The organism is Streptomyces sp. NPDC002324, from assembly GCF_053593335.1.
The window spans coordinates 68,418-83,417 of sequence record NZ_JBSFCF010000005.1 but is presented as its reverse complement, the minus strand read 5'-3'; the positions used below and the strand labels follow the sequence as shown (position 1 = coordinate 83,417).

Sequence of the window (15,000 nt, the reverse complement as noted above, 5' to 3'; positions counted from 1 at the left end):
AGGCACCATCACAACGACTCACAACTCCACACTCCGCTCGGGCCAACGCGCCAGCGAGCGATCCCTACGCCGCTGCATAACTGAGGCGGAACAGGTCCTGGGCCCGCTCCAGGTCCCGCTCCGTACGCAGCTGCACCTCCAGGTCACCTGTGCCGTGGTGGCCGAGCCCCGTCACGTCCCGGGTGAACCCGGGAACGGTGTCGACCGTCTTCGGGTCGGCCTTGAGATAGACGAGAAGCTTGGTCTGCTGCGGCGGGCAGACGCAGGCGAAGTTCTGCAGCCGCTGGTAGGCCGCGTACTGCTTGCGCTGGACCCTGGTGATGCCGTCCCCGAGGCCGAGCAGCACCTCGTCGACCGCCTCGGCCAGCTCCGCCAGGGCTCCGCCCTGCACACAGGCGGACTTCGGGCCGGCCGCGCGCCGACGTACCCGCCTGGCCGTCGCCGAATGCCCAGTGACGGAAGCCACCGTCTCAAAGCCGATGAGGTCCTTGCCGAAGTACCGGTAGCGGACCAGGTCGATCGAGCGTCGGTGCTCACGCACGGCGTGCGCGTCGTAGCGGGTGAAGTCGCCGGCGACACAGATCAGCCTGGGTGCGCTCCACAGGATCTGGGACGCGGCCGATGCCCCGAATCGGTCGCGGACCAGGTTCCGGAAGGCGTCCTTGTGGGCCATGAGCCACGCCATGTAGTAGAGACCCTGGTGAATCACCCCCGGATCAGTACCGCGCTTGTACTCGACGACCACTGGTGCGAAATTCTCGTCGACTCCCAGAGAGTCGATCCGCCCGCCGTCAACGCAGTCGATGACGTACTCGCTCGCCAGGAACCGCACCCCCAGCATTGTCTCCATGTGCGCCTCGATGAGGTCCTGTACATCCGCCTCGACTTCGGCAAGACGCGGCATGACCTCAGTCACGCCGCTGTTCGTAGTGTGGAACAGCTTCAGGCCCGACACCTTCCCCTCCTCGGCTCGGTGATCACCAACGCCGATCAGGTGCAGGGTTGTTTCCGCGAGGAGCTTCGGAGGCGTGAAGGTAGTGTGAGAACCTACGTACGGCCCGGCCGGAGAACGTACGCGTCCCCCGGACACCAGGAATCTACGATTCCCCCATGTGTCCCCCGCGCCCTGGGAGACAGCGCAAGGAAGCTGCGTTTTCGTAGGTCAGCCCCGTAGCTCAGTGGATAGAGCAGGTGCCTTCTAAGCGCTTGGCCGCAGGTTCGAGTCCTGCCGGGATGCCTACGGCGGGTTAAAGCAGGTCGAGCCACGGATACAGGATCATTTCCCAGGCGCCCTTCCAGCACTCCGCCCAAATTGCTCCCGTGAAGGGTCCGCCTCGCACCGTTCCGATCAACAAACAGGCCGCATTCTTGCTCGGAGAGGCTAATCACGACGGCAAGGAAACCCGCTGCTCGCCTTCCCCCCACGGGCTAGCGGACCGGGCCCTGAGGCTGCCGCCGCCCGTCTATGGCTGTACTCCCAGTACGGCCTACACCCGATCCGGCTCCGCGCTATCCGCAACCGGTAGACATGAGGCAGGACCGGCCGGCGATCTCTCACTGCGGTGACCGAGAAGCGGCGCCGCCAGCTCGCTCAGAGCCGGATTAGCAGCACACCTTCCGTACCTGACAACCAATCAGAACATGCGTCAAACGTGCGTCAAACATGCGCCGCGTGCGTCAAACATGCGTCAAGATATCGCCCGTAACGCCCACAGCGCACATAACGCACACCACCCGAACCTGCAGGTCAGGCGCCCTTTGCCGCAGGCTCAAGGATCGCGACACACTCAACATGGTGCGTCATCGGAAACAGATCGAACGCCCGCAGCATCCGCACCCGATACCCGCCCTCCTTGAAGTACCCGAGATCCCGCGCCAGCGCCGCCGGGTCGCAGGCCACGTAGGCGATGCGGCGGGCGCCGAGCGAGGCCATGTGCTGGACGGTCTTCTTGCCCGCCCCGGCGCGCGGGGGGTCCAGGACGATGAGGTCGACCTTGTCGATACCCGTGCGCGGCAGCACCGCGTCGACCTTGCCCTGTTCGATCCGCACCCGGTCGAAGTCGGCGAGGTTGTGTCGCGCGTCCTCGACCGCGCGCTTGCCGGACTCGATGCCGAGCACGGCGCCCTTGTCGCCGACGCGGTCGGCGAGGGCGCCCGCGAAGAGGCCCACCCCGCAGTAGAGGTCCAGCGCCATGTCGCCCTTGCGCGGCAGCAGGCCCTGCATGACGGCCTTGACGAGGGTGTCGGCGGCCTTGGGGTGGACCTGCCAGAAGCCACCGCTGCCGACCCGGTACGTACGGTCGTCCGCGCGCTCGCGCACGAAGGGGCGGCCGTGCACGCGGTGCACGCCCCCGTCCTTCTCCTCGACCCGCATCACCGACACCGGCCGGTCCAGCTCGACGATCGGCAGGCGCGCGCCCGGCCGGGGTTCGAGGATCACCTGGCGGTCCTGCGAACCGGTGGCGGCGATCGCGTCGATGGAGGCCATGCCCGCCCAGTCACGCTTCTCGATGCCCAGTTCGGAGACACCCGGCGCGGCGATCATGCAGTGGTCGATCGGCTCGACCTCGTGCGAGCGGTGCTTGCGCAGCCCGGCCCGGCCCTCGGCGTCCACCGCGTACTGCACGCGCGTGCGCCACGCCGGCACCTCGCCCGCCGGAACCTTGTCGCCCTCGGCCGGCATGACCGTGCCGTCCCAGCCCGCCTCCTCGGGCGTGAGGCCCGCGAGCCGCTGCAGCTGCTCGGCGATGACCTCGCCCTTGAAGCGCCGCTGGGCGCCCGGCTTGGCATGCTGCCAGTCGCAGCCGCCGCAGCGGCCGGGGCCGGCGTAGGGGCAGGGGGCCTCGACGCGGTCCTTGGAGGCCGTGAGGACCGAGACCGCGTCCGCCCGCAGGAAACGCGCCCCCTCCTCGCCGTCGGTCACCCGCGCCACGACCCGCTCGCCGGGCAGCGTGTGCCGGACGAAGAGGACCTGGCCCTCGGACGTACGCGCGATGCAGTGGCCGCCGTGGGCGACGGGGCCGACCTCGACCTCGTACTCCTCTCCCACCAGCGATTTCTTCGGTTCTGCCTGCATGGTGGGGTGACTCCAGAAGATGGGGAACGCGACAACGGCCGGACAACAGCCCACCAGTCTACGTGGGTGCCGTCCGGCCGTTGACCACGAACGTCGGCCCGGTCGTGCGTGGCCGCGAGCGCGCGTCAGCTCTTGTCGGCCGACGACGCGCCCGACGGCTTGTTCGATGCCTTGGACGACGCCTTGCCCGACGGCTCCTTCGGCCGCTCGTGCGCCGGTCCACGCCGTACCGAGCCCGGCGCGCTCCACTCCTGCCGCTTGCGCGCCCGCCGCTTGGCGACCTCGGAGGACTCCAGCTGGTACGGCACGGAGGTGACCATGACACCGGGCGTGAACAGCAGCCGGCCCTTGAGCCGGAGCGCGCTCTGGTTGTGCAGCAGGTGCTCGTACCAGTGACCGACCACGTACTCGGGGATGATCACCGACACCGCGTCGCGCGGCGACTCCTTGCGCAGCCCCTTGACGTACTCGATGACCGGCCGGGTGACCTCGCGGTACGGCGAGTCGAGGACCTTCAGCGGTACGTCGATGCCGCGCCGCGTCCACTCCTCCTGGAGGGCCTTGGTCTCGGCCGGGTCGACGTTGACGCTGAGCGCCTCCAGGGTGTGCGAGCGCATCAGCTTGGCGTAGGCGAGGGCCCGCAGGGTGGGGCGGTGGATCCGGGAGATCAGCACCACGGAGTGGACCCTCGACGGCCGGACGACGTCGTCGCTCGGGCCCTCCGGCGCGGCGATCTCCGCGGCGACCCGGTCGTAGTGCTTACGGATGGCCGTCATCGTCGCGTAGAAGATCACCATGCCGAGCAGGGCGACCCAGGCCCCGTGCGTGAACTTGGTGCCGAGGACGACGATCAGGACCAGGCCGGTGAAGAAGGCGCCGAAGGTGTTGATCGCGCGGGAGCGGACCATGTGGCGCCGCTTGGCCGGATCCTTCTCGGTGCGCAGATGGCGGTTCCAGTGCCGGACCATGCCGGTCTGGCTGAGCGTGAAGGAGACGAACACTCCGACGATGTACAGCTGGATCAGACGCGTGGAGTCGGCGCCGTAGATCCACACCAGGAGCACGGCGGCGCCGGCCAGCAGCACGATGCCGTTGGAGAAGGCGAGGCGGTCGCCGCGGGTGTGCAGCTGGCGCGGGAGGTAGCGGTCCTGGGCGAGGATCGAGCCGAGCAGCGGGAAGCCGTTGTAGGCGGTGTTGGCGGCCAGGAACAGCACGAGGGCGGTGGCGGCGGCCAGCACGACGAAGAGGAACGTGCCGTCCCCGAAGACGGCGGCGGCCACCTGGGAGATCACCGGGTTCTGGACGTAGGAGTCGCCGACCGGGGTGCCGTCGCGGAACAGGTCGTTCGCCGGGTTCTCCGCCATCCGCACCTTGGTGACCATGGCGAGGCCGATGATGCCGCAGAACATGGTGACCGCGAGCAGGCCCATCGCGGCCAGCGTGGTGGCCGCGTTCTTCGACTTCGGCTTGCGGAAGGCGGGGACGCCGTTGGAGATGGCCTCGACGCCGGTGAGCGCGGCACAGCCGGAGGAGAACGCGCGCAGCAGCAGGAAGACGAGCGCGAAGCCGGCGAGACCCTGGTGTTCGGGCTTGATCGCCAGGTCGGCGGTCGGCGCCCGCATGGTCTCGTCGAGGACCAGCCCGCGGAACGCGCCCCACGCGATCATCAGGAAGACACCGACGACGAACACGTAGGTCGGGATCGCGAAGAGCTTGCCCGACTCCTTCACCCCGCGCAGGTTCATCAGCGTGAGCAGCACGATGATGCCGATCGCGCACAGCACCTTGTGCTCGACGAAGAAGGGGATGGCCGAACCGAGGTTCTCCACGCCCGAGGAGATCGACACGGCGACGGTGAGGACGTAGTCGACGAGGAGCGCGCTGGCGACGGTGAGACCGGCCTTGGGGCCGAGGTTGGTGTTCGCCACCTCGTAGTCGCCGCCGCCGCTCGGGTAGGCGTGCACGTTCTGGCGGTAGGACGCCACGACGGTGAACATCAGCACGACGACCGCGACGGCGATCCAGGGGCTGAAGTGGTAGGCCGACACGCCCGCGATGGAGAGGACCAGCAGCACCTCTCCGGGTGCGTACGCCACGGACGAGAGCGGGTCGGAGGCGAAGACGGGGAGTGCGATGCGCTTCGGCAGGAGCGTTTCGCCCAGCCGGTCGCTGCGCAGGGCCCGCCCGATCAGGATCCGTTTGGGCACGTCGGTCAGTTTGGACACGCAGAGGATCGTAAGCGCCCCGACTGGTTCTGGGCACATCCGGGTGAAATCCCGGCGGGCCCCGGGGTGAAATCCTTCCCGGGACGGCTGCGAAGTGCGTCACGTCACGCATCCTCCGGTCTCATGGACGGCGTCCTCACGTCTATATGACGAATCCCGTGCAGACGCACGGCCCTGCGAGAGGCGCTCGCCGACCGCCGGGTGTGTGTTCCGCGTCCACGACGAACGCCGTGACGTACTCGTCCACCTCACCCTCTGGAGACCCCATGCAGGCCGCGACCGCGGAGTTGATCGGCGCTCTCGCCTCCCTACTGGGGCTGGGCGTCCTGACGGGGATCAGCGTCCGCCGGATCAGCCGACGTCGTCCCACGATGTGACCCGAGTCTGCACGGGGGTGCCCCCGGTGGACCGCACGTGTGTAGCTTGGGCGACGGTCTGAGACCCTGTTTTCGACGTTTCGGCTGAACAGTAGCTATTGACACCGGAAGGACGGTCGTGCACATCGTCATCATGGGCTGCGGGCGAGTGGGTTCCACCCTCGCCCAGACCCTGGAGCAACAGGGGCACACGGTCGCCGTGATCGACCGGGACCCCACGGCCTTCCGTCGTCTGGGCTCGGGTTTCGGCGGCCGGCGCGTCACCGGGATCGGCTTCGACCGCGACACCCTGCGCGAGGCGGGCATCGAGGAGGCGGGCGCGTTCGCCGCCGTCTCCAGCGGCGACAACTCGAACATCATCGCCGCCCGCGTCGCCCGCGAGATGTTCGGCATCGACAACGTGGCGGCGCGGATCTACGACCCCCGCCGCGCGGAGGTCTACCAGCGCCTCGGCATCCCGACGGTCGCCACGGTCCGCTGGACCGCCGACCAGATGCTCCGCCGGCTGCTGCCCTCCGGGGCCGAGCCGCTGTGGCGCGATCCCACCGGCGGTGTCCAACTCGCCGAGGTGCACGCCTCGTCCGCCTGGGTGGGCCACAAGATCAGCAAGATGCAGGAGGAGACCGGGGTCCGCGTCGCCTTCCTCACTCGCCTGGGCGAGGCGGTTCTGCCGACCTCCCAGACGGTGCTGCAGGAGGGCGACCTCGTGCACGTGATGATGCGGACGGACGACGTGGAGAAGGTCGAGGCGACCTTCGCCGAGGGCCCCGACGAGGAGGGCGGTCACTGATGAGGGTCGCCATTGCCGGAGCCGGAGCGGTGGGCCGCTCGATCGCGGGCGAACTGCTGGAGAACGGCCACGAGATCCTGCTCATCGACAAGGCGCCGACCGCGATCTCGGTCGAGCGGGTCCCCCAGGCGGAGTGGCTGCTGGCCGACGCCTGCGAGATCACCTCGCTGGACGAGGCCGCGCTCCAGCGCTGCAACGTCGTCATCGCCGCGACCGGCGACGACAAGGTCAACCTGGTCGTCTCGCTGCTGGCGAAGACGGAGTACGGCGTTCCGCGCGTCGTCGCCCGGGTCAACAACCCCAAGAACGAGTGGCTGTTCAACGAGTCCTGGGGCGTGGACGTGGCCGTGTCGACCCCGCGGCTGATGTCGGCCCTGGTAGAGGAGGCGGTCAGCGTCGGTGACCTGGTCCGGCTCCTCCGATTCAGCCACGGCGACGCGAACCTGGTCGAACTGACCCTGCCGCCCGAGTCGGCCCTGGCCGGCACGCAGGTGGGCGACGTCGAGTGGCCGGAGGACACCTCCCTGGTCACGATCATCCGCGGCACCCGGGTCCTCACCCCCACCGCGGACGACTCCCTGGAGGCGGGTGACGAACTGCTGTTCGTGGCCGCCCAGGCCCGCGAGGAGCAGCTGGAGGACCTCCTCTCGGTCCGCCGCGAGGACGCGACGAGCTGAGCGACCGCCTCGCGGCGACGACAGCAAAGGGCGCCCGGAGAGTTCCGGGCGCCCCTTCGTTTTCCGTATGCCGGGTCGGCTTCGCTTCCGATACCGCGGGTCGGCGCGACTGTCCGGCGCTGCTGCTCAGTGCTTACGCCCGGTGCGAGTCCGCGCCGCCTCCGACCGGTCCCGCCGGGCAGCGCCCCCGCCCGGTACGGCTGCGCGGCGCCTCTGCCCGGAACCGCTCCCCGATGCTTCCGGTCAGTGCTTCTGGTCAGTGCGGCTGCTCAGCGTCCCGCCCTGTGCGGCACCGCAGCGCCTCCGGGATCGGTGTGTCTCTGCCAGGTGCCCTCGCTCCGGACCGCCGCTCGGTGCCTTCGCCGTGCCGCCCCACTTCGCCGCCCCCGCATCGCAGCAGTGGCGCGTACACCACCGAGGCCCCTCCAGTCCGTCCCCGCCTCCTCCAGCCCGTCCGGCGCTTGAGGACGAGGACGTGCAGACCGAAGCGAGGGTCCGGGGGCGCGGCCCCCGGTGGGCCCGCGCCGGTAGCCGACGCCCGCACCCGGCGTCTGCCCGGCAGACCGCGGCTACTCGGCAGACCGCGCCGCGGCCTTCCGCTCCTCCGCCGCGCGCTCCTCCGCCTCCATCTCCGCGAACACGTCGATGGGGGCCGGGGCCTTCGCGAGGAAGATCCAGGTCAGCCACACCGCGAGCAGGAACGGCGGGATCTTCAGGGCGATGAGGACCCAGCCCAGCTGGGTGGTGTCGGCCCACCAGTAGAGCGGGAAGAGGATCGCGCACTTGGCGAGCAGGATCGCACCCCAGGCGTAACTGGCCTTCGCGTACGCCTTCTTGCGGCCGGGGTTCCGCGTCCGCCAGGACAGGTTCTCCTTGAAGACCGGGCCGAGCATCAGGCCGATCAGCGGCACACCGGCCAGCGTCGTGATGATGTACGCGAGCCCGAGGCCCAGCGTGTACAGCATGCCCGGCAGATAGAAGTCCTTGGCGTTGCCGGTCATCATCGCGAAGACCACGCCGAAGGCGACCCCGAAGACACCGCTGAAGGCGTGCTTGACGGTGTCCTTCATGACGAGCCGCACCACGACCAGCAGGACGGAGACACCGAGGGCCGCGAGGGCCGCGGAGTGCAGGTCCTTTTTGATCGTGAAGATGGAGACGAAGAGCAGGCCCGGGAGCACGGTCTCGACCATGCCGCGCACGCCACCGAACGCCTCGAACAGCGCGGCCTCCGTCACCGCCCTGGAGTCCTGCGAGCCGTCCTGTCCGCCCTGTGCGTCCTGGACGCCGCGCTGGGCGTCTTCCGTCGGCTTGTCGAGCGACGTCACCGGCTACTCCCGTCCGAGGGGTCTGAGTTCGTACTTCGGGTTGAACAGCACCCTACGGCCCCGGCTCATCGAGACCCGGCCGGATGCGATCAGCTTGCGCCCCGGCTCTATCCCGACGATGGAGCGCCTGCCCAGCCACACCACGTCCAGCGCGGCGGAACCGTCGAACAGCTCGGCCTCCAGGGCCGGGACACCGGCCCGGGGGCGCAGCGTGACCGTGCGCAAGGTACCAGTAACCGTCACGATCTGTCGGTCGTGGCAGTCACATATGCGCGTGCAGCCCGCGGTGTCCGCGTCCTCGCGCAGCTCCTCGGACTCCAGGTCCGTCTGGGACGAGGAGAGCCGGTCGAGCATGCGCCGGAACCGGCCCGCCGGCTTCTCGGAACGAGGAACAGCACTCATGCCAAAAGCGTACCGGGGCGCGCCGAGAGAGCCGTACCCCCGGCTACTTCTCGAAGCGGTACCCCATCCCCGCCTCGGTGATGAAGTGCCTCGGCCGGGACGGGTCGCCCTCCAGCTTGCGCCGCAGCTGGGCCATGTAGACGCGGAGGTAGTTGGTCTCCGTCCCGTACGACGGCCCCCAGACCTCCTGGAGCAGCTGCTTCTGGCCGACCAGGCGCCCGGCGTTGCGGACCAGCACCTCCAGGAGGTGCCATTCGGTGGGTGTCAGCCGGACGTCCCTGCCGTCCCGGTTCACCTTCTTCGCGGCCAGGTCCACGGTGAAGTCGTCGGTCTCCACTATCACGTCGCCCTCTTCACCCCCGACGGGCTCGGCACGCCGGACGGCGGCGCGCAGCCGGGCGAGCAGTTCGTCCATGCCGAAGGGTTTGGTGACGTAGTCGTCGGCGCCGGCGTCCAGGGCCTCGACCTTCTCGTCGGAGGTGTGGCGGGCGGAGAGCACGATGATCGGCACCCGGGTCCAGCCACGCAGCCCGTTGATCACCTCGACGCCGTCCATGTCGGGCAGCCCGAGGTCGAGGACCACGACGTCGGGGTGCCGGGCGGCGGCGAGTTCGAGGGCCGTCGCACCGTCGTGGGCCGCGTCGACCTCGTACTTGCGTGCCTTGAGGTTGATCACGAGCGCCCGCACGATCTGCGGCTCGTCCTCGACCACGAGCACCCGGGTCATATGCCCCGCCTCTCCACCGATACGGCCCCATGACCGGATCCACCCGTGCCGGCTGACGGGGCCACGTCGGCCCGCCCACCCGCACCTGCCGGAGTGCCCCCGCTCGGTGACGAGGCCGAGGGTGAGGCCGAGGGCGCCCCGTCCGGCGCCCCTGCCGCCACCGCCGCGGAGCCCTTCTCCACCGCCCGCACCGTGAGGACCATCGTGAGCCCCCCGCCAGGTGTGTCCTCGGCGTCCAGCGTGCCGCCCATCGCCTCGGCGAAGCCGCGGGCGACCGCGAGGCCCAGCCCCACGCCGGTCCCGCGCGGAGCGTCCCCGTGGCGCTGGAAGGGGGCGAAGATGCGGTCCTTGGCCTCGTCCGGGACACCGGGGCCGCGATCGGTGACCCGGACCTCGACGCGGCCGCCGAGGGCGCTGGCGGAGACCTGGGCGGGTGTGCCGGACGGGCTGTACTTGACGGCGTTCTCGACGATGTTGGCGACCGCTCGCTCCAGCAGCCCGGGGTCGACGGCGACCATGGGCAGGCTCTCGGGGATCTCCAGTGCGACGCTGCCCTCGGGAACGCCGCCGAGGGCCATCGGCACCACCTCGTCGAGGTCGATCTCGCGGATGAGCGTGGTGACCGTGCCGGTCTGGAGGCGGGACATGTCGAGGAGGTTGCCCACGAGGTGGTCGAGGCGGTCGGCGCCCTCCTCGATCCCGGCGAGCAGCTCGGCCTCGTCCTCCGGCGACCAGGCCACGTCGTCGGAGCGCAGGGAGGAGACCGCGGCCTTGATGCCGGCCAGCGGGGTGCGCAGATCGTGGCTGACGGCGGCGAGCAGCGCGGTACGGATGCGGTTGCCCTCGGCCAGCTCCTTGGCCTGGTCGGCCTCCTGCTGCAGGCGCCGCCGGTCCAGTACGACGGCGGCCTGGGCGGCGAACGCGGCGAGCACCCGGCGGTCCTCGGCGGGCAGGACGCGTCCGGACAGGGCGAGCGCCATGTGGTCGCCGACCGGCATGTCCACGTCCGCGGCCTCCGGACGGTCCACCCGGCCGGGTCCCACGCTGCCCGCGCAGGTCCACGGCTCCACGTCGCTCCCGCGCTCCAGCAGGGCCACCGACTCCATCCCGAAGGTCTCCCGGACCCGCTCCAGCAGCGCCTCCAGGCTGGTCTCACCGCGCAGCACGCTGCCCGCGAGGAAGGACAGGATCTCCGACTCGGCGCGCAGCCGGGCCGCCTGGTGGGTGCGCCGGGCCGCGAGGTCCACCACCGACGCGACCGCCACCGCGACCCCTATGAAGACCACGATGGCGACGATGTTCGTCGGGTCGTCGACGGTCAGGGTGTGCACGGGAGGTGTGAAGAACCAGTTGAGCAGCAGCGACCCCAGCACGGCGGCGGCCAGGGCGGGCAGCAGACCGCCCAGCAGGGCCGCGGCCACCGTCAGCGACAGAAACAGCAGCATGTCGTTGGTGAGGCCCAGGTCCCTCGCGGCGTTGGCGAGCAGCAGGGCCAGCAGCAACGGGCCGGCCGTCCCGGCCAGCCAGCCCCAGATCATCCGGGCCCGGCCGAGCCGCGCGCCCCGCGCGACGGGCAGCCCGCGCCCCTTGCCCGCCTCGTCGTGCGTGATGAGGTGGACGTCCAGGTCGGGTCCCGAGTTCCGGGCGACCGTCGCGCCGACGCCCGGTCCGAGCACGTACTGCCAGCTCCTGCGGCGCGAGACGCCGAGCACGATCTGGGTGGCGTTGACCCCGCGCGCGAAGGCCAGCAGCGCCGCCGGGATGTCGTCGCCGACGACGTGGTGGAAGGTGCCGCCGAGGTCCTCGACGAGGGTGCGCTGGACGGCGAGTTCCTTGGGCGAGGCCGAGGTCAGCCCGTCGCTGCGGGCGATGTAGACGGCCATGACCTCGCCGCCCGCTCCCTTCTCGGCGAGCCGGGCGGCCCGCCGGATCAGGGTCCGCCCCTCGGGACCGCCGGTGAGCCCGACCACGATCCGCTCGCGCGATCCCCAGATCCGCGACACCTGGTGCTCGCTGCGGTAGGCGTTCAGGTACTCGTCGACCCGGTCCGCCACCCACAGCAGCGCCAGCTCGCGCAGCGCGGTCAGGTTCCCGGGCCGGAAGTAGTTCGACAGGGCCGCGTCGACCTTGTCCGACTGGTAGACGTTGCCGTGCGCCATCCGTCGCCGCAGCGCCTGCGGCGACATGTCGACCAGCTCTATCTCGTCGGCCCGCCGTACCACCTCGTCGGGCACGGTCTCGCGCTGGCGTACGCCCGTTATCGACTCGACGACATCGCCGAGGGACTCCAGGTGCTGGATGTTGACGGTCGATATGACGTCGATGCCGGCCGCGAGCAGTTCCTGGACGTCCTGCCAGCGCCGGTCGTTGCGGGAGCCGGGCACGTTGGTGTGGGCCAGTTCGTCCACGAGTGCCACGCGCGGCCGCCGGGCGATGACGGCGTCCACGTCCATCTCGGTGAAGACCGCGTCCCGGTACTCCAGCTCACGGCGCGGGATCTGTTCGAGACCGTGCAGCATCACCTCGGTGCGCGGGCGGCCGTGGTGCTCCACGACGGCCACCACGCAGTCGGTGCCGCGTTCGGTCCGGCGGTGCGCTTCGGACAGCATCGCGTACGTCTTGCCGACGCCCGGTGCCGCGCCGAGATAGATCCGAAGCTTTCCGCGTGCCATGTCCCCAGTGTCTTCCCGTGACCGTGGTCGCTCGTGACCGCTGCCTACGCAGCGTCGACCCTACGGCCAATAATCATGGCAAAGGGGACGGGAGACCCGCCGGAGCGGCTCTTTGACGCAACCCTGACGCGCACCGGACGGCGCACAGCGGGCGACAGGCAGGAGCGCAGGCAGCAGGCAGCAGGCAGCATGGCAAAGGGCCGCACCCCACCAGGGATACGGCCCCACCGCGCGACGAACGCTCAGCGCACCTCGGTGATCTCCGGTCCGCGCTGCAGCTGCCCCATGCCTCCGGAGAAGCGGGAGCCGGCCTGCTCGTCCTGCTGGACACCCTCCGGGACCATCTGCGCGTCGTTCGGCAGCTTCAGGACGATCGGGTCGCGCGGGGCCATGGGGCCCTCGCCGCGGACGACGACCGTGTCCCGGAAGATCTGCTCCAGCAGCCCGGCGGTCTGCGGCTCCACCGCGCCCCGGCCGGAGATCACTCCGCGCAGGAACCAGCGGGGCCCGTCCACGCCGACGAACCGGACGACCTGGAAGCCGCCCGTGCCGTCCGGCAGCTGCACCGGCACCTGGGCACGCAGCTCCCAGCCGAGGGGGCCCTCGACCTCGTCGATGACACCTCCCTGCTGGGTGATGCCGGAGGCGATCTCCTCACGGACCTCGCCCCAGATGCCCTCGCGCTTGGGCGCGGCGAAGGCCTGCAGCTGGACCGCGCTGTCGCGGAGCACGACGGTCGCGGCGACGATCGCGTCGCCCGCGACCTCGACCCGCAGCTCCATGCCGTCGACTCCGGGCACGAAGATGCCGCCGAGGTCCACCCGGCCCTCGCCGGGCTCGCGCACCTCGGTGCTGTCCCACGGACCGTCGGGGCGGGGCTCCGGTTCGAGCCGTACGCGCTCCCGGCCGCCCTCGTCCGCCTCGGTGTCGACGTCCCCAGCGACGCCGTCGACCTGCTCGGCCTCGCTCGCCGCGTCCGCCGCGTCCTCGGCGGAACCCTTCTTCTTGCGACGTCCGAACACGTCACTGTCCTTCCCGGTCGGATACGACCGAAGCGTATCGATTCCCACCCGTTGCCACCCATGGTCCGCCCACGGCGGTATGACCGCCCGTGGACCCGAAGCCCCCCTCGGCCCGCGCCGAGTCGGGAAGCTCCGCCACCTCCTGGAAGCGCACCTTCTCGACCTGCTGGACGACCAGTTGGGCAATCCGGTCGAAGCGCTCGAACCGCACGGCTTCATGCGGGTCGAGATTCACCACGATCACCTTGATCTCCCCACGGTACCCGGCATCAACCGTCCCCGGGGCATTCACCAGGGCGACGCCGCAGCGGGCGGCGAGGCCGGACCGTGGGTGCACGAAGGCCGCGTACCCCTCCGGGAGCGCGATGGACACTCCCGTGGGCAGTACGGCCCGTTCGCCGGGCTTCAGCTCCCGGCTCTCGGTGGTGCGCAGATCGGCTCCCGCGTCACCGGGGCGCGCGTAGTCCGGCAACGGCACGTCGGGGTCGACGCGCCGGATCAGGACGTCGAGAGGGGCACGGCCGTCGCTCACGGGTTCACCTCGAAGGCGCGGGCCCGCCGGACCTGGTCGGGGTCGTCCATGGCCGCCCGGATCTCCTCGTCGCGCCCGTGGTCGATGAAGTGGTCGACCTTGACCTCGACGAACAGCGCGTCGGCGCGGACGGCCAGGGGGCCGTCGGGAGCGCCGATGCGCCCCTCGGCCGTCGCGAAGATCTTGCGTCCGGCCACCGCCGTCGCCTCGGCCCGCAGATGCAGCACGGTGCCGACGGGGACGGGCCGCAGGAAGTCCGTCTCCAGCCGCCCGGTCACCGCGATGGTGCGCAGCAGCCAGGTGAGGGAGCCGAGGGTCTCGTCCAGGGCGCTGGCGAGTACTCCGCCGTGCGCGAGGCCCGGGGCCCCCTGGTGCGCGGGCCGCACCGTGAACTCGGCGGTGAGAGTGACGCCCTCACCGGCCGTCGCCTCCAGATGCAGCCCGTGCGGCTGCTCACCACCACAGCCGAAACACTGCCCGTAGTGCGCGCCGAGCGGCTCACCGGGGGCGGGCGCCTCGGGATGCCGTACGGGCGCCGTGGCGTCAGCCGGGGGGCGCAGGGCCGCGGAAGTACCTCTCACAGGCGCAGACCTTACCCGCCCGTCAGCGTCCGGCCACCGTCCCTACGGACAGGGTTTCCCCTCGGACGCCCCTATTCCGGGGCGGGAGGGTCCGCATGCCAAGCTTGACGCCATGCAGCTCCCCGCCTCGCCGTACGAAGAACGTCTCACCGCGCCCCGCACCTGGTGGCTCGTCTGCTTCCTGGTCGGCGTCTCGATGGCCCTCATCCTGCTGCCGTTCGGCACCCTCCCCCTGCTGGGCGGGCTCGTCGGCGGCACGGCGGTCGCGGCGGTCGTCGCCAGCTCGTACGGCTCGGTCCGCATCCGTGTCGTCGGCGGTTCCCTCGTCGCGGGCGAGGCGAAGATCCCGGTGAGCGCCCTGGGCGAGCCGGAGATCCTGGACCGTGAGGAGGCCCAGGCCTGGCGCACCTACAAGGCCAATCCCCACGCGTTCATGCTCCTGCGCGCCTACATCCCGACCGCCCTGCGCATCCCGGTCACCGACCCTGCCGACCCCACCCCGTACGTGTACCTGTCGACGAGGGAGCCGGAGCGCCTGGTGGCCGCCCTGGAAGCGGCGAGGACGACGGCGTAGCGCGGCAGGGCCCCGGC

General features: G+C 70.7%; 13 protein-coding genes and 1 tRNA gene. 4 read left to right on the top strand and 10 right to left on the bottom strand.

Translation table 11 applies throughout. From position 1 onward, the window contains the following. Positions 1–64: 64 nt before the first annotated feature. Entirely contained in the window at positions 65–955 is an 891-nt protein-coding gene (locus tag ACWCRJ_RS09500; RefSeq protein ID WP_450938730.1) for a DUF5655 domain-containing protein, read from the bottom strand. A gap of 208 nt (positions 956–1,163) precedes the next feature. On the opposite strand from ACWCRJ_RS09500, the gene ACWCRJ_RS09495 reads away from it, so the two are divergent. After that, positions 1,164–1,238: transfer RNA gene (locus ACWCRJ_RS09495), tRNA-Arg, on the top strand. A gap of 509 nt (positions 1,239–1,747) precedes the next feature. Here the strand turns inward: ACWCRJ_RS09495 and ACWCRJ_RS09490 are convergent. After that, positions 1,748–3,076 carry a class I SAM-dependent RNA methyltransferase gene (locus ACWCRJ_RS09490; RefSeq protein ID WP_450938729.1) on the bottom strand — a complete coding sequence of 443 codons (1,329 nt, stop codon included), beginning with the start codon at positions 3,074–3,076 and terminating at the stop codon, positions 1,748–1,750. A gap of 125 nt (positions 3,077–3,201) precedes the next feature. Next, entirely contained in the window at positions 3,202–5,301 is a 2,100-nt protein-coding gene (locus ACWCRJ_RS09485) for an APC family permease (RefSeq protein ID WP_450938728.1), read from the bottom strand. Between the two features lie 495 nt (positions 5,302–5,796). Here ACWCRJ_RS09485 and ACWCRJ_RS09480 point away from each other — a divergent pair, with 495 nt between their 5' ends. Both ACWCRJ_RS09480 and ACWCRJ_RS09475 read left to right on the top strand, forming a co-directional pair. After that, on the top strand, positions 5,797–6,468 hold the full coding sequence (locus ACWCRJ_RS09480) for a potassium channel family protein (RefSeq protein WP_046916039.1): 672 nt from the start codon (positions 5,797–5,799) through the stop codon (positions 6,466–6,468). Next, the gene (locus tag ACWCRJ_RS09475) at positions 6,468–7,145 is read left to right on the top strand and encodes a potassium channel family protein (RefSeq protein WP_028796566.1); all 678 of its coding nucleotides are present in this window, start codon (positions 6,468–6,470) and stop codon (positions 7,143–7,145) included. Before ACWCRJ_RS09480 ends, ACWCRJ_RS09475 begins: the two co-directional genes overlap by 1 nt. A gap of 569 nt (positions 7,146–7,714) precedes the next feature. Here the strand turns inward: ACWCRJ_RS09475 and ACWCRJ_RS09470 are convergent. From ACWCRJ_RS09470 to ACWCRJ_RS09440, 7 genes are all read right to left on the bottom strand, one after another. Then, positions 7,715–8,473, bottom strand: a complete 759-nt coding sequence (locus ACWCRJ_RS09470; protein ID WP_450938727.1) for a DUF3159 domain-containing protein — start codon at positions 8,471–8,473, stop codon at positions 7,715–7,717. A 3-nt stretch (positions 8,474–8,476) separates the two neighbouring features. Then, the gene (locus ACWCRJ_RS09465) at positions 8,477–8,875 is read right to left on the bottom strand and encodes an OB-fold nucleic acid binding domain-containing protein (protein WP_005481623.1); all 399 of its coding nucleotides are present in this window, start codon (positions 8,873–8,875) and stop codon (positions 8,477–8,479) included. Between the two features lie 43 nt (positions 8,876–8,918). Then, entirely contained in the window at positions 8,919–9,602 is a 684-nt protein-coding gene (locus ACWCRJ_RS09460) for a response regulator (RefSeq protein WP_450938726.1), read from the bottom strand. Next, positions 9,599–12,274: an ATP-binding protein gene (locus ACWCRJ_RS09455; protein ID WP_450938725.1), complete on the bottom strand. Its 2,676-nt coding sequence runs from the start codon at positions 12,272–12,274 to the stop codon at positions 9,599–9,601. Before ACWCRJ_RS09455 ends, ACWCRJ_RS09460 begins: the two co-directional genes overlap by 4 nt. Positions 12,275–12,516: 242 nt before the next feature. Then, the gene (locus tag ACWCRJ_RS09450) at positions 12,517–13,296 is read right to left on the bottom strand and encodes a DUF3710 domain-containing protein (protein WP_020114140.1); all 780 of its coding nucleotides are present in this window, start codon (positions 13,294–13,296) and stop codon (positions 12,517–12,519) included. Position 13,297: 1 nt separating this feature from the next. Then, positions 13,298–13,828 (bottom strand): dUTP diphosphatase, encoded by a 531-nt coding sequence (gene dut, locus ACWCRJ_RS09445; protein WP_450938724.1) that lies wholly within the window; start codon positions 13,826–13,828, stop codon positions 13,298–13,300. Then, positions 13,825–14,409, bottom strand: a complete 585-nt coding sequence (locus ACWCRJ_RS09440) for a PaaI family thioesterase (protein ID WP_046917972.1) — start codon at positions 14,407–14,409, stop codon at positions 13,825–13,827. The genes dut and ACWCRJ_RS09440 overlap by 4 nt, the downstream gene beginning before the upstream one ends. Before the next feature lie 112 nt (positions 14,410–14,521). On the opposite strand from ACWCRJ_RS09440, the gene ACWCRJ_RS09435 reads away from it, so the two are divergent. Then, positions 14,522–14,983, top strand: a complete 462-nt coding sequence (locus ACWCRJ_RS09435) for a DUF3093 domain-containing protein (protein ID WP_005481604.1) — start codon at positions 14,522–14,524, stop codon at positions 14,981–14,983. Positions 14,984–15,000 lie beyond the last annotated feature (17 nt).